General features: G+C 68.1%; 16 protein-coding genes. 6 read left to right on the forward strand and 10 right to left on the reverse strand.

Annotated features, from left to right (window positions below; translation table 11 throughout):
- Positions 1 to 6: 6 nt before the first annotated feature.
- Positions 7 to 840 carry a glycosyltransferase family 2 protein gene (locus AMA02S_RS05360; protein ID WP_218004858.1) on the forward strand — a complete coding sequence of 278 codons (834 nt, stop codon included), beginning with the start codon at positions 7 to 9 and terminating at the stop codon, positions 838 to 840.
- 2 nt (positions 841 to 842) lie between these two features.
- Here AMA02S_RS05360 and AMA02S_RS05365 read toward each other — a convergent pair whose 3' ends face one another.
- On the reverse strand, positions 843 to 1,847 hold the full coding sequence (locus AMA02S_RS05365; protein ID WP_067452528.1) for a glycosyltransferase family 2 protein: 1,005 nt from the start codon (positions 1,845 to 1,847) through the stop codon (positions 843 to 845).
- Positions 1,848 to 2,076: 229 nt separating this feature from the next.
- Here AMA02S_RS05365 and AMA02S_RS05370 point away from each other — a divergent pair, with 229 nt between their 5' ends.
- Entirely contained in the window at positions 2,077 to 3,039 is a 963-nt protein-coding gene (locus AMA02S_RS05370) for a DUF5954 family protein (protein WP_067452531.1), read from the forward strand.
- Between the two features lie 27 nt (positions 3,040 to 3,066).
- On the opposite strand, the gene AMA02S_RS05375 is transcribed toward AMA02S_RS05370, so the two are convergent.
- Positions 3,067 to 3,327 (reverse strand): hypothetical protein, encoded by a 261-nt coding sequence (locus AMA02S_RS05375; RefSeq protein ID WP_067452534.1) that lies wholly within the window; start codon positions 3,325 to 3,327, stop codon positions 3,067 to 3,069.
- Positions 3,327 to 3,554 (reverse strand): hypothetical protein, encoded by a 228-nt coding sequence (locus AMA02S_RS05380; RefSeq protein WP_067452537.1) that lies wholly within the window; start codon positions 3,552 to 3,554, stop codon positions 3,327 to 3,329. Before AMA02S_RS05380 ends, AMA02S_RS05375 begins: the two co-directional genes overlap by 1 nt.
- Before the next feature lie 559 nt (positions 3,555 to 4,113).
- Here AMA02S_RS05380 and AMA02S_RS05385 point away from each other — a divergent pair.
- Positions 4,114 to 5,112 carry a hypothetical protein gene (locus tag AMA02S_RS05385; protein WP_067452539.1) on the forward strand — a complete coding sequence of 333 codons (999 nt, stop codon included), beginning with the start codon at positions 4,114 to 4,116 and terminating at the stop codon, positions 5,110 to 5,112.
- Positions 5,113 to 5,299: 187 nt separating this feature from the next.
- Positions 5,300 to 5,824, forward strand: coding sequence for a hypothetical protein (locus tag AMA02S_RS05390; RefSeq protein WP_067452542.1), 525 nt, complete (start codon positions 5,300 to 5,302; stop codon positions 5,822 to 5,824).
- Here AMA02S_RS05390 and AMA02S_RS05395 read toward each other — a convergent pair.
- Together AMA02S_RS05395 and AMA02S_RS05400 are read right to left on the reverse strand one after the other, a co-directional pair.
- Positions 5,805 to 7,385, reverse strand: coding sequence for an asparagine synthetase B family protein (locus AMA02S_RS05395; protein ID WP_067452545.1), 1,581 nt, complete (start codon positions 7,383 to 7,385; stop codon positions 5,805 to 5,807). The genes AMA02S_RS05390 and AMA02S_RS05395 overlap by 20 nt on opposite strands.
- Before the next feature lie 60 nt (positions 7,386 to 7,445).
- Positions 7,446 to 7,643, reverse strand: a complete 198-nt coding sequence (locus AMA02S_RS05400; protein ID WP_067452548.1) for a hypothetical protein — start codon at positions 7,641 to 7,643, stop codon at positions 7,446 to 7,448.
- Positions 7,644 to 8,305: 662 nt separating this feature from the next.
- Here AMA02S_RS05400 and AMA02S_RS05405 point away from each other — a divergent pair.
- Together AMA02S_RS05405 and AMA02S_RS05410 are read left to right on the forward strand one after the other, a co-directional pair.
- Positions 8,306 to 8,656 (forward strand): hypothetical protein, encoded by a 351-nt coding sequence (locus AMA02S_RS05405; protein ID WP_157430398.1) that lies wholly within the window; start codon positions 8,306 to 8,308, stop codon positions 8,654 to 8,656.
- A 279-nt stretch (positions 8,657 to 8,935) separates the two neighbouring features.
- Positions 8,936 to 10,261, forward strand: coding sequence for a hypothetical protein (locus tag AMA02S_RS05410; RefSeq protein WP_067452554.1), 1,326 nt, complete (start codon positions 8,936 to 8,938; stop codon positions 10,259 to 10,261).
- Between the two features lie 402 nt (positions 10,262 to 10,663).
- On the opposite strand, the gene AMA02S_RS43955 is transcribed toward AMA02S_RS05410, so the two are convergent.
- The 5 genes from AMA02S_RS43955 to AMA02S_RS05430 form a co-directional block, all read right to left on the reverse strand.
- Positions 10,664 to 10,939: a VapC50 family PIN domain-containing toxin gene (locus tag AMA02S_RS43955; protein ID WP_245667362.1), complete on the reverse strand. Its 276-nt coding sequence runs from the start codon at positions 10,937 to 10,939 to the stop codon at positions 10,664 to 10,666.
- 46 nt (positions 10,940 to 10,985) lie between these two features.
- Complete coding sequence (locus AMA02S_RS43960) at positions 10,986 to 11,222, reverse strand: hypothetical protein (RefSeq protein ID WP_245667363.1); 237 nt, start codon at positions 11,220 to 11,222, stop codon at positions 10,986 to 10,988.
- Positions 11,223 to 11,225: 3 nt separating this feature from the next.
- Positions 11,226 to 11,681 (reverse strand): excisionase family DNA-binding protein, encoded by a 456-nt coding sequence (locus AMA02S_RS05420; protein ID WP_067452557.1) that lies wholly within the window; start codon positions 11,679 to 11,681, stop codon positions 11,226 to 11,228.
- Between the two features lie 1,023 nt (positions 11,682 to 12,704).
- The gene (locus tag AMA02S_RS05425) at positions 12,705 to 13,625 is read right to left on the reverse strand and encodes a pyridoxamine 5'-phosphate oxidase family protein (RefSeq protein WP_067452560.1); all 921 of its coding nucleotides are present in this window, start codon (positions 13,623 to 13,625) and stop codon (positions 12,705 to 12,707) included.
- 29 nt (positions 13,626 to 13,654) lie between these two features.
- The gene (locus tag AMA02S_RS05430) at positions 13,655 to 14,116 is read right to left on the reverse strand and encodes a VOC family protein (protein ID WP_067452563.1); all 462 of its coding nucleotides are present in this window, start codon (positions 14,114 to 14,116) and stop codon (positions 13,655 to 13,657) included.
- Positions 14,117 to 14,130 lie beyond the last annotated feature (14 nt).

Raw genomic sequence — 14,130 nt, forward strand, 5'->3', positions numbered from 1 at the left:
GTTGTGGTGAGCATCGTGATCCCCGCGCACAACGAGGCCCGCGTCATCGGCCGCCTGCTGGACGGGCTGCTGGACGCCGCCGACCCGGACGAGTTCGACATCGTGGTGGTGCCGAACGGCTGCACCGACGAGACGGCGCAGGTCGCGGCCTCCTACGGCCCGTCCGTCCGGGTGGTGGAATCGCCCGAGGCGTCCAAGGCGGCGGCGCTGAAGCTCGGCGACGAGGCAGCTCGCGGGTTCCCCCGCCTGTACGTCGACGCCGACGTCGAACTGCGCACCGAGGACGTGCGGGCGCTCGCGGCAGCACTGGACCGGCCGGATGTGGCCGCGGCGGCGCCGTCCCGCCGCCTGGACATGACGGGCCGCGCCTGGCCCGTCCGCTCGTACTACCGGGTGTGGACGCGGCTGCCCGAGGTCCAGCGCGGGCTGTTCGGCCGCGGCGTCGTCGGGGTCACGGCCGCCGGTCACGCACGGCTCGCCGCACTGCCCCACGTGATCGCCGACGACCTGGCGTCCTCGCTGGCCTTCGACGCCGAGGAGCGGACCGTGGTCGACTCCGCCGTCGTCGTCGTGCACCCCCCGCGCACCCTCGGCGACCTGCTCCGGCGCCGCGAGCGAGCCGCGGCCGGGGTCGAGCAGCTCGAAGAGGCGAACCTCAGCCAGCCGGGCGGCTCGGCCCGCACCAGCCCGTCCGACCTCCTCGCGATGGTGCGGAGCGAGCCACGCCTCGCCCCCCACATGGCCGTCTTCCTGTCGGTCACGGTCCTGGCGCGCGCCCGGCGAGCCCGCCGCAAGGGCGACTACAGCACCTGGCAGCGCGACGAGAGCAGCCGCACCTGAGCTCACCGCCGGGGCCAGCCGGGCAGCCACTCGCGGCGGGCCGCCCAGAGTTTGCGCCAGTCCTCGCCCCGCGCGGTCGCACGCCCCTGCCGCTCGGGACGCGCCGACAGCAGCCGGCTGAGCACGGCGCGGGCGAGGACACCGAAAGCGAGCAGCCCCACGGCAAGATGCCCAAGACCGGGCCTCAGATGGCGGCGCAGCAGGGTGGTCTTGCCGGTGAACAGCAACACCAGTTTGCCGATGCTGCTGGACGACCCGCCCACGTCATGCTGGTAGACGCCCCGCCCGGTGACCGTGGGCCGGTAACCGCGAGCGGCGGCGCGCAGGCACAGGTCGGCGTCCTCGGCGTACATGAAGAAGCCCTTGTCGAACCCGCCGGTCTCGTTCCACGCCCGCCGTGAGACGAGCATGAACCCCCCGGTGACGACCGGGACACGGCGGACCTGCTCCTCACCGGTCCAGGGCCGCGGCGACTCAGGGTCGAAGACGCGGCTGCCGGGGAACGCCGAGGACAGCATGAACGCGAAGCAGAACGCCGGCCACAACCCGGGCCGTCCCCACCAGGAGCGCGGGTCGGCCGAGCCGTCGCGCCCGACGCAGCGCCCGCCCACGATCCCGATCGCCGGATCGGAACGCGCGCAGTCCAGCAGGGCCTCGATGCTGCCCGGCGCGGGCACGGTGTCGGGATTGACGAACATCAGCCAGGGGAACCGGGCCCGTTCGGCGCCCGCGTGGCAGCCGTGCGCGAACCCGCCGTTGTGGCCGGTCTCGATGACCCGCGCGTCGGGCGCCGCCGCCCGCGCCACGTCCGGCGTCTCGTCGCCCGAGTCGTTGTCGACGATGATCAGCTCGGCCGGGTAGTGCCCGGCGGCATGCCGCAGCGCCGCCACGCAGTCGCCGATGTAGCGGGCGCTGCGATAGGTCAGGACGATGATCGAGACCCCGTCGCCCTGCGGCACGGGGGCGTCCGCGCCGAGGAACGTGGTTCCGCTGAGATCGGGCCGCACCGCATCCTCCCCCGGGACCGTCCGCGCTCGGTGGCAGCACGCCGGTCAGTGATGGTGGGTCACAGCGTGCACCATTCCGCCCGCCGTGACCGGTGTGCTGACCGGTCATGGTCAGAGCGTCCAACCTTGTCGTAGCTTATGGCTAGATGTCGTCCTGAGCTGCGGAGATTCCCCACCGAGATCCCCGGACTCCCCGCTCAGCAGGGCCTCCGTGTGTCCAGGATGGGACATGGCCTTCCCCCTGATGCCCGGCTACGACCACATCAACGTGGTCGCCGACCTCGACCCCGGCGCGGCGCTGCGGGACATCGAGCTCGGCGAGCGGATCCGGGACTACCCGAAGCTCCTCCCGGCCGGTTCCCCCGACTTCGGCCACGCGGTGCAGACCGGCACCGAATGGCGTATCTGCTCCGCCGGCGCGTCCGACCCGTCCGGCGCCCGCTACAGCCTCGCGTTCGACCTCCGCCGGGACGCCGCCGAGGAGGACCCCCGGACGGCCCGCGCCATGCGCGCCGCCGCCGACCGGCTCGACCCCGAAGAGGGCAACCAGCTCCCCAAGGACGAATGGGAGATCGGCGACCGCCGCTACCGCGTCATCCGCATGGAACGCTTCGCGCTGATCGGGCACCACACGATGGAACCTCCCCGCGGCTACGACGACACCCTCCGCGACGACGACCCCCTCAACCGGTACCTCATCGACCCGCGCGCACCGGTCGGCCAGTGGGAGGCGCAGCTCAGGCTGAACCTCGTCGGCTTCGTCGCACTGCCCAGCACCGCCTCCGACACCGCCCGGACCGAGGCCCACCACGCGATCCTCACCCACCCCGGAGTCGTCCTGCTCCCACCCTCCTTCACGGTGGTGGAGATCAAGGGCGACGCCTGGCAGCCCCTCACCGGCGGCGACCACCCCGAAGAGGCACGCCGCCGCCTGGCCCGCCACTTCGGCGACATCATGCCCCGCTTCCGCGAGTTCCAGGGCGACCCCGTCCCGCCCGAGGAACGCGCACAGTGGGCGGAGGCGTCCAAGCAGATCGAGGCCACCGTCGACCACACGTTCACGGTCATGGGCCGCGAGTTCCGCATCCTGCGCATCTCCCGAATGCTGCGACTGGGCAAAGACGGCCCCGAGGCCCCCCGCCCCTGCGACCAGGAACGCTACGGCCTCAACGGAACCGCGATGCAGGAGTGACCTGGGCTCCCCTGGCCGTCCAGGCGTCTACCAGCCGACGTGGACGAGCAGCCGCCGCACCTCGACGGCGAGCGCACCCTCGGTACCGGCCTCCACCAGCCGGGCCCCGCACCACGCCCACGGCCACGGCCACGGCCACGGCCACGGCACAACGGCGAACCAATGCCCGGTCGCCCGCCCGTACCAGTACTGGATGCCCTCAGGCACCCGGACGTCCGGCGCGGGCGCCGCCTGCCGTGCCAACAGAGCCGCCACCGCCGTGTCGACAGGAGCCTGCGACCAGGTCATCACAACGACCCCCCAGCGTGCTCGCGCAGCAGGCCACGCAGTCCCTCGGCGGTGTCGGCGTCGAAGGTGGCGCCCTCGACGCGCGACAGATCCTCGCTGACAAGGGTCACCCTGGTCGCCCACCAGCGCCCAGTGTCGGTGGTGTGGATGATCGACCAGCGCGGGAACTCCGCCTGTAGTGCGGCTTTCTCCGCGTCCACAACCGCCGACGGCGGTACCGTGCCCATAGGCCGGACCTCTCTTCCGGTCAGGCCCCGGCCGGTGGTGAGGTCACCGCGTCCGGGGCCGCCTCTTTTGGGGTCGGGGCCACGCGCCGAAGGTGTCGGTCACACGCGAAGCGGCTACTACGCGGGCCCGCACCCTGAGTAAACGCCTGCACAGTGCGTGACGGAACGCTCACAATGGTGTGAGGCCAGGGTCGTCCCACTGGTGGGCGATTCCCTCTCAGCGGCGAAGGGTGTCAGGCGTCATGACCGACCAGCAGCGCCCCGCATGGGCCGTCCGCCTCCAGACCGAACGCCAAGCACGCGGCTGGGGCCCCTTCGAAACCGCCCGCCGCCTACGCGAAGCGGTCGGCATCACCCACCACCCCACCGACAAGGTCAAAAGCCTCGCCAAACAAGTCACCCGACACGAAAAGGGCCACGTCTTCCCCACCGACTGGGCACCGCCTACGCCACCGCATACGAGACAACATCGGCAGACCTGTTCGGCACCGAGAGACCATCCCTCAAACCGGACGCTAGCGTGGATATCCCGGCACCTCTCCACGCAAGGGAAGACGACATGGAGCGCCGCGCCCTGCTACAACTGGCCGCGCTGGGAATCAGCGCCGGCGCCCTCGGCTTAAGCGGGGAACCCGTCCGCCAGTTGCTCGCCCTGGCCCTGGACAGCGAACCCCGCGATATCGACGACTGGCACCTGACGGTCTCGGACCATCTGCACGCGCTGCGTACCCAGTCACCCGCGCAGGTCCGGGATGGCCTGGTCATAGACCTGATCGCCATCCAACGTCAGCTACGGACCGACACCGGGAGCGAAATCGAACTCCAGCGCGTGACGTCCGGATTGTCTTTCCTGTACGCGAACGTACTGACCCGCCTCGGGGACCACGGCGCCGCAATTCATTGGTCGCGGACGGCGCGCGCCGCCGCCGACGCCTCCGGCGACCTGGATCTGCGTTTGATGGTCCGCTGCGAGGAGGCGGGATACGGGTTGTACGGTCAACGCGACCTACAAACGGTGCTCCAGCTCATAGAAGCGGCGGAACGGATCGCGGGAGACGCACCGTCCTTCTGGCTGGCCGACCTCGCAGGCACCCGGGCCAAGGCGCTGGCCCGACTCGGCAGACGGGACGAGGCCAGGCAAGCCTTGAACACCCTCGTCGGCTACGAGGGAGAGGACTTCCGCGCGAACTTCATCCCGGCCCTACGAACCGGGTCTCAGGCTCCCTTCGCCGAGAGCTGGGTGTACGCGTACGCAGGGGACGAGGCCAGGACGGGAAGAGCACGCGAGTCCGTTCTCTCCCGAACTCGCGATTATCAGTACGCCGCGAACGTCCGGCTCCATGAGGCCCTGTGCACCGTGGTCAACGGTGGGACGGACACCGGCGCCAAGCAGGCCGCCGAGATCCTCGCCACGCTCCCAGCGGGCCAACAGAGCCAAATGATCACCGACACCGGGAAGGCCATCTTGCGCACCGTCCCGCTCGAACAGCGGGACCGCCCGAGCGTACGGGACCTACGCGCCCTCGTCACCGGCCCGAGCCGCCACAAGCTAGCGTGATCTCGCAAAGCCCCGCCGAGCAAACGGCGGGGCTCCTAGGCTGCTCGGCCGACCGCTGGTCGTTGCGATCCTCGTCTGCCACTGAAGGCGGACGCCACACGACTCACCGAATCTGATGCGGACGGAGCCCAACGTGATGCCTGGGGCAGGGACCCCGGCCGTAGGCCACAATGGCCGGGTGCTGCGAATGCGTCCGGCTGAGAGCGCTGATCGTCCCGCCGTCGCCGAGATGGTGGCGGTCCGGTGTGACTGGATGGAGCGGCGCGGCCTGCCGAGCTGGCGGGATGCAGCCGAGGACTTGGCAGCCCAGTGCACCAACGAGGCCGGCGACGTGTGGCTCTTGGACGACCCAGCGCGTGGTGTGATCGGGCAGATGGTGGTGCAGGACCAAGGGCCGCCCTGGGGGTGGACTCCCGCCGAGCGCGCTGAGCGCGCTCTGTACCTGTCGGGGTCGATCACCGACCCGTATGCCGGCGTGCCGAAGTGTCGGCCGGGGACCGTGATGGCCTGGTGGGCCGTCGACCGGGCGGCGCGATTGGACGTGCCGTGGGTGCGGCGGCATTGCCACGAGCGGGGAGTGGCGCGCTATAACTGCACGCAGGGGTTCGAGCTGGTCCGTGAGGAGCAGCGGACCCGGGTTCGGCTCTACATGATGGCCCGGCGATCCCAGCGGCTGGACCTGTCGGCTTGGTTCACGGCAGGAACGCCTTGACCGCGCGGTCGAGGGTGATCACCTCGACCAGCTTGGAATGGTGGCTCTCGCGGTAGAGGCCGTCCTCCAGTTCGTCGACGGCGCCTTTCAGGCCGTCGGCGTCCAGCAGGCCGGACTCGATCAGGGGTGATCCGCCGTCCAGGATGCGGCGCAGCAGCCCTGGGCCGTTGACGGTCAGGGACTCCTGCACCAGCTCGGCGAAGCTCTCGCGTTCTGAGGGGTTGCACGCGTCGGCGCTGAGCCCGAACGTCGCCAGGTGGCGGCGTTGCAGAGCCTTCAGCTCGCGCCAGTGATACGGCAATTGGTCGCCCAGCTCCACCAGGCTGCGGTGGGTGAAGGGGTGGACGGGCCAGAGCCCGGCGTGCAGCAGCGGCGGCGCGACCGTCTCGGCGGCCAGCAGTGTGATCCCACCCGCCAGGGCCGGCGGCGCGATCGCGTCGTCGCCGTACTCCAGTGCCGCGTGCGCGCGGGGCCCCAGCCAGGGCAGGTCGAAGCTATCGGCCCGGTCGGCGGCGGCCTGCGCGCATTCGGCCGAACCGATGGCGACCATCTCGTCCCCGCCGATCCCGGTGATCACCGTGTGTGCGCCCAGGGCGGCGATCCTGCTGTTCAGTTCGCCGAAGTGCTCGAAGAACGGTTCGTCGTACGGGCTGATCAGTTCACCGGCGATGCGGGGGCAGCCGGGGCCGAGCATCAGCCGTCCCCGGGTGTCCAGGCGCACGTCATGCGGTCCGAAGGGCAGCCGGTCGCGTATCTCGGCGCGGCGGCGGATCTGCTGTTCGCGGCCGGGCCCGGTGATGAGCAGCGTCGCGGTGTTGAGCTGCCCCGGCCAGCGCGCGGCCGCGCGGGTGCCGATCGAGCCGGAGTCCAGGCCGCCGGTGAGGTGACACACCGTCGCGGCGGGCTCGACCGGCCGGGCGTCCAGCGCGGCGTCGATCCCGGCGGTGAACGCCGCCAAAACACCGGTGTCCTGGTCAGCGGCGGGGGCCAGATCGCGGTGCCGTGCATGCACGATCGGTTCGGGGTAGCTGATCACCAAATCGCCGCCGAAGGTCGCGACCGCCCGCTCGGTCAGCCGGTGGATCCCGGTGAACGGGGTGTCGGTGCTGTAGCGGGGCCGGTAGATCAACAGCCGGGTCGCCTCCTTGGCGTTGACCTGCCCGGCGAACCCGGCGAGATCGCTCATGTCCCACGAGCCGTGCAGGGTGCCGTCCCGGTGGGCCAGGAACAGGGGTGTCGTGCGAGCGGCGCCGGCGGTAACGCGGACCGGATGGTGCCGGCGGGTCTCGATCGTCACGTGGTCGACCGGCCAGCACCGGGCGTTCGCGGTGATCTGATCGAACTCGGTCGGCGTGACCGGCACGAGCGCGGGGGACGGAGCCGCCCGGCCGGGCGCACGCTCACGCACGATGATCACCGTGCGAGTGCCGTCGCTCGCGGCGAGCCGCTCGACCAGGGGATGCTCGATCGGCGTCACCCGCCCGGCGCCGTCACTGATGTAGGCGGCTCCGTCCCAGTGCCAGGACGCCGGTGCGTCGGGGGCGATCCGCAGGGTCAGCACGCCCGCTCTCCTGTCGCCGCTCAGGGGGAGGTTCCGTTCTAGCCCGGTCGTCCGGGCGGGCTACCTGGCTGTGGTGTCGTAGGTGCGGGCGCCGTCGGAGGAGCCCGCGGACTTCTTGTACTCGTTGCGTTCGGGCGGCGTTTGCACGGCGTAGCGGACCGTGCCGACAAACAGCCCATCCAGGCTCGGGAGAGGTTGGGTGGACGCCTCGAACGCGACCAGCCGGGGACTGAGGAGTGTTGGGGAAGCGGCGGTCATGGGATCCTCCGGTGGGCGGCGCACCAGGTGTGGGTACCGGCGTGGAGTGGCGTGGAGTGGCGTGGCCAAGCATCCTCCGAACGAGGGCGGCTGCGCACTGTCCAGCACGCGACAACAGCGCACCGCCGAGCGCAAAAAGGCTATGCGGGCCGGTGAGGCACCCGCACGGGGCGTAGAGAGTCCAGAGCCCCGGGCCGACCGGGAAGACTCCACCGCCACGAGCGGACGCGACCCGGTTGGGGTTCGGCCTGCTGAGTTCTTCGAGCTGGGGGTCTTTCCCCAACGCGTCCCCAGGGCTACGGTGGCGGAGCGCGCCAGGCGATCCGACATAACGTCTGGCCCTGACCGGCAACCGGAGCCCGCAGGCCGCCGCCGTCACGACAACCGGGAAAGCGCCGTGACGAAATCTGCGACGCCCCGTCCATCGGGTGACACCCTTGCCGAGCGGGTGTTGCGTCCCATGTGAGTTGACGCAGTCCCGGCTGCCTTGCCGCATTTGCCAACAGTTCCGGCATACCTGACGCGTGACCGCATGGCTCTGCCAGCGAGAAGCAGCACCGTTTGTCGGCCGGTTCGGGCACCAGTTGGTGATCATCAGGCCAGAAATGTTGATGAGTTAGAGCACCGCGTAGCCGACCATGCATGCCGGTCTCGTCGGGTCTGTGTCCAACATCCTGATCAGAGTGGGCGTCCTACAAGCAGTGACCGACAGCTTCGAGACCGCCCACCCCTACCGGGAGGGAATCCGGGCTTTTCAGCTCCGGCTCTTGGTGGGGATTGGTAAGAGCGAGGCCATGGTGGAGCTGGCTCTCCGGCAGCTCGGCGCTGACCAGTCGGAGATGGAACACTGCCGGACCGCCGCTGGGAACATCTACGCGCACACAGGCCGGTTCGAGAACGTCACTTCGATCCTGGGGCCGCCGCTGGCCTCGGAGACCGTGCACTATGAGCGAGGCGAGGCAACTGATGCCCTGGCTAGTCAGGACGGTCTTACTTGGCCCCGCCCGGCTTGATCTGGCCTCACCGGGTGCGGGTTCCGCGCTGTTGTGACGGGTTGAAGTGGCCCCGCCTTTGCGATTTCAGGTGTCGAGTTGAGATCCTCGTCCGCCGGTGAATGCGGGCACCATAGCGGCTTGACCTCCGGCGCAGACTACCCGAGCCGCCACGCGTCGCCGCTTCATTGGCTGAAACCCCATGCACAGTGTGTTACAGAGCGTTCACAATGGTCTGAGGTGAAAGGGCGCCCCACCGGACGGGCGATCCCCTCTCAGCGGTGAAGGGTGTCAGGCGTCATGACCGACCAGCAGCGCCCCGCATGGGCCGTCCGCCTCCAGGCCGAACGCCAAGCACGCGGCTGGGGCCCCTTCGAAACCGCCCGCCGCCTACGCGAAGCGGTCGGCATCACCCACCACCCCACCGACAAGGTCAAAAGCCTCGCCAAACAAGTCACCCGACACGAAAAGGGCCACGTCTTCCCCACCGACTGGGCCACCGCTTACACCACCGCATACGAGACAACATCGGCAGACCTGTTCGGCACCGAGAACCCATCCCTCTACCCGGACGCTAGCGTGGATATCCCGGCACCTCTCCACGCAAGGGAAGACGACATGGAGCGCCGCGCCCTACTACAACTCGCCGCGCTGGGAATGAGCGTAGGCACGCTCGGCTCGTCCGGAGAACCCGTCCGCCAACTCCTGGCCCTCACTCTCGACAGCGAATCTCGCGATCTCGACGACTGGCGCATGACCATGTCGGACCACATGCACGCGATTCGCACCCGACCACCTGCGCAGGTCCGCGATGGGTTGATAGTCGACCTGGTCGCCGTCCAGCGTCAACTACGGACTGCGGACGCTGACGACAAGACCGAACTACAGCGCGTAACCGCCGGGTTGTCCATCTTGTACGCGAACGTGCTTACCCGACTCGGTGACCACAGCGGCGCAATCCACTGGTGGCGCACCGCCAGGGCAGCCGCCGATGCCTCCGGCGACCTCGATCTACGTCTCGTGGTCCTCGCGTCTGAGGCCGGATTCGGGCTGTACGGACAGCGCTCCCCGACGACTGTTCTCACCCTGACTCGCAAGGCGATGGACATCTCAGGCAACGCGTCCTCGATCGGACGCGCCAAGGCCGGGACCGCAGAGGTCAAGGCGCTCTCCCTGCTGGGCAGGCACATGGAGGCGCGACAGGCCCTTCGCGTCCTCAACCAGTCGGATCCCGGTCAAGTGTGCGCTGACCTCATTCCGGCTTACTGGACCGGCAACGAATTGCACTTCGCCGAAAGCTGGGTCTACGCACACGCGGGTGACGAGGCCGCCGCGGATGTAGCCAGGGAACGGGTCCTGTCCTACAGTCCGCGATTGGACTACCAGTACGACGCCAACGTTCGCCTCCACGAGGCCCTGTGCACCGTGGTCAACGGTGGGACGGACACGGGCGCCAAGCAGGCCGCCGAGATCCTCGCCGCGTTGCCGCCGACCCAGCAGAGCCACATGATCACCGAGACCGGGAAAGTCGTCCTGCACGCGATACCCCGTGAGCGGTGGGACCACCCGGCGGTGCGAGACCTACACGCACTCGTCTCCGGCCCGAACCGTCACGCCCTGGCGTGATACACGGAGCCCCACCGAGCGAACAGGGGGCTCGCGCCTGAGAGCAGAAGGTCGGCGGTACGCCCCCACCCCCGGCCCACACAGGTCCCTGACCGGCAAAACACCGATACCTATTTGATCACTAGGTTACGATCCTCGCCCGCCGACGAAGGCGGACGCCACGACGATGGACACGATCACCAAGAAGACGTGCCCGAAGTTGCGATCCTCGTCCGCCAGTGAAGGCGAACGCCACGACCGCGGAGTTGCCGCCGCCGTCCACGCCTTTGACGGAGTTGCGACCCTCGTCCGCCGGTGAAGGCGGACGCCACTGACGGGGTTCCGCCTGAACCAACAACGAATGGACAACCGGGCTCGGACAGCTACCATCGATTCCAAGGATCTTAAAGTGTATCTATCCATTCATGGCGCTCGCAGTGCCGCCACAGCCTCCACTAGACCAGCACGCTCCAACGCATCCAGTACGTCATCCACGGTCTCTGGCGGATTGTTCCGAGTGTCTGCGATTTCTTGGACACATGCCCACACGTTGCGGTCGTCGATGTCGATCTGATCAAGAACGAACTCATCAGGTGTCTTGGCTTCCAAAGCCCAAGGCTCCAGACTTTCCTTGGGAAAATCCTTGATATTGGCGGTAACGATGATCTGAGCTCCTGCCTTAATCGCAGCAGCGAGCACATGTCGATCGTCAAGGTCTGGCAGCTTTAGACCTTCGATCAGCGGCTCAATAGTCCGTGACCAACGCGTCTGGCACCGCTCGGTTCATCAACTCCCGAACCCTTGGCAATTTATCACCTATGTCAGGTCGGCGAACATTGATGTTCCTGAAGACCTCGTCCAGGATCTGGTTGGTCCATTTGACACGGATCCTGCTGGTGCGCTTCATGGCAATACGAATAAACAAGTCCCGCATTGTGTTGCCGAACAACACATTGGCGTCATAGACCACGACGAAGGCCATGACCTAGATACCCAACTCCTGGCCGAGTACGGAGAGTTCGTCAGCCGCAGTTCGACGCTCAGCTTCGTCACGACGCTGGTAATCGAGCAGCTCCTCGTACTTGATCCGACGGTGTCGCCCAACTAGCCGATACGGAATCTTGCCGTCTTCCAGCAGACCGATTAGATAGGGGCGGGATACGTTCAGGATGTCGGCCGCCTGCTGCGTGGTCAGCTCAGCCTTGAGCGGCATTACGTTCACCCCTCGCCCCTGGGCAGCTTGGATGAGGATGAAGGCAACCATGTCAACTACCTCGCGTGGCAGTACCAGGGCATCCTCACCTGCAAGCTCGCCAGCTACCAGGATCTGCTCGGCATCGGGGTGGCTGGCGAGGTAGTCAGCGATTCGCCGCTTGGCCCGCTCGGCCAGATCAGCATCGATCGAGCCCGGGCTCAGGCGCTTCGCCTGGATGGACGTCATATCTGCAGTATCCGCAACATACGCAGCAAACGCAATTATCCGGTTGGTGTCATTCACTCGAACCGCCGGATCTCCGATTCCGTCAGCCCACCTCATCCCTGGCCACCGACCTCGCAGCCGCTGGGTCAGAGACACTCGCGGAGCCCACGCCACCCGCCCGGGGCACGTAGCCATCGCGGTGGGCGCGGCACCTCACTAGCTCAAAACTGCCACCCCCTGGTCGGAGTCGGTGTTGCGAGCCACTGCCAGTTGCGATCCTCGTCCGCCAGTGAGGGCGAACGCCACAGCATTTGACCTGCATAAACTACTGAATGTGTTCCATGTGGCACAGTCTCGAAGTTCGCAATACCGGCAAAATGCATCAAAAGTAGTTCGGAACCTCCCAGGGATCCTATGTCTATTGGAGGTTCCGAAGTACGGCGATGCGGATGGCGGCGAACGTCGAGTGTCCTTGGCACGGCGTGAGCCTAACGGTCGGAGAGGAGCCGACGGGCTGGAGTTGATGGTGCTGGTCGAACTCTTGTGGGGTCTTCCACCTGAGTGTGGAGTGGCGGCGATTGCGCTCGTGGAAGCCTCCGATGTACTCGAAGATCGCGAGCCGGGTCTGACTGTGTGGTCGGGAACATCCTGAAGCTCAACGGAGCCAACGGGCGAGGGAGGCAGGCCGCCATCGCCGACACCACCGTCACCGACATCAATCCTCCACCGGCTCAAAATCGCAGCCACTCCACCACGTCGACGCGGCCGACCACCCCGAAAACCCCGACAACGTCAGAGCCGCGCCGCTGCTAACGGAAACCTCGGCAGCCGGCTGACGTGCTCGACAACGGTGGACGAGTCTCAGCCGCGGGTGGCATCAGAACCCGGTGACGCGGGAGATGACCGGTCTCGACCAGGAGGATGAGCGCAATGACGCCGATAGCGGCGGCAGCGGTGGTAGTCGAGTAGATGGCGGAGGGGCTGGGCGCGCTCAAAACCTGGCCCGTCAGCACTCTGTGGCGACGCCGTTATGGACGACCCGGATCACAGAGGTTCCTTGGCGGGACGTACGGGCGGGTTGAAACGGGACGGGACGGGCTCGCTCCAGCGCAGTGGGCTGGCCCCGACGATCTCGATGACGTCGGTGACGCTGAACTCGACCAGCCGCTGTGCGCCGGGCACCGCGGCGGTGTGCGTGTGGTCCCAGTCGGTCCGCGCGGTGCCGGACAGATGCAGGACGGCGCCGGTACGCCAGTCGCAGAACAGCAGCCCAGCCTCGGGCCGGACCTCCAGGTTGCCCAGGGTGTTGAACATGGCGTTGCCGACGTAGTCAGGCCACCGCAGCACGGTCGGTGACATCACCTGCACGAACCCCGGGTTGCCGCCGCGGTGGGAGGCGTCGGCGTTGCCGTCGCGGTCGGCAGTGGCGATGAAGAAGGTGTCGGCGCCGGCGATCCACTGCTGCTGGTCTCCGGTCAACGCGCGGGTCCGTTTCGGCTGGGCCGCGGTGGTCGGCACCCAGTGCGATTCGCGCTTTTGAATGTATTTAGGGCAGTTGGAGTAGACCTGATCGAGGCGGACGCGCATGCCGTGCGGGGTCGGGACGGCACGTCCGTTCATGCGCATCCTGCGGTGCCGGGCCGGCTCGATGGCGAGCATGCCGACCGGCGCGGGCCCGGCGAGCCGGTCGTGCAGCGGGTCACCCGACCCGGGACGGGCGTCGATGGCGAGGACGCCGTCGTCCTCGGCGCGCAGGAAACCGGGCCGTCCCGTGAGCAGTATGGCCCACATCCGGTCCCGGTCGTCGGCGGCTCCGACTACCAGCATCGGTTGCTGGAGCAGGAACTTGCGCGCCACCTCGGGGATCTGTGCGCGGACGGCGCTGGCGGACAGCTCGCCCTGATCGTCCAGGCCGGCACGCCGCCGGACGGCTCGCTCGCCTTGGTGGTAGACGTCGGCCGCCACAGCGGCCTCCTTCCTATCAGCCGGGAGGGTTAGAAGAAGCCGCAGGTCGGGGCTGATCCGCTGGGGGCGGCCGCGGTGTCGGCGCCGGTGGGTGCGTAGATCTCCAGGCGGATCCCGTCGGGGTCGGTGAAGAAGATCCCGCCGGAGGAGACTCCCTCGCCATGCGGGACGACGCCGTCGTAGGCGAACTCGGCGCCCAGTTCACGCAGCACCCATTCGGCGGCGCGGACCTCCTCGATCGACTCGACCTGGAACGACAGGTGGTGCAAGCCCGCCGATCCGGTCGCGAAGGGGGCGTCGCTCTGCTGCCACAGGGTCAGCAGCAGTTGCCCGTCGCGTCCGAGGAAGGCCCAGCGGCGGTCGGGCTCCTGTCCTTCGGCTTGTACGTCGAGCCCGAAGACGCGCACGTAGAAGGGCAGTGACTGGTCCAGATCGGTCACGTTCAGTCCCACGTGTCCCGTCTGGAGGGCCTTGATGGTGTTCGTCTCCATGGCATACCTCGTCA

The sequence above is a fragment of the Actinomadura macra NBRC 14102 genome, from assembly GCF_001552215.1.
Classification (GTDB): Bacteria; Actinomycetota; Actinomycetes; order Streptosporangiales; family Streptosporangiaceae; genus Spirillospora; species Spirillospora macra.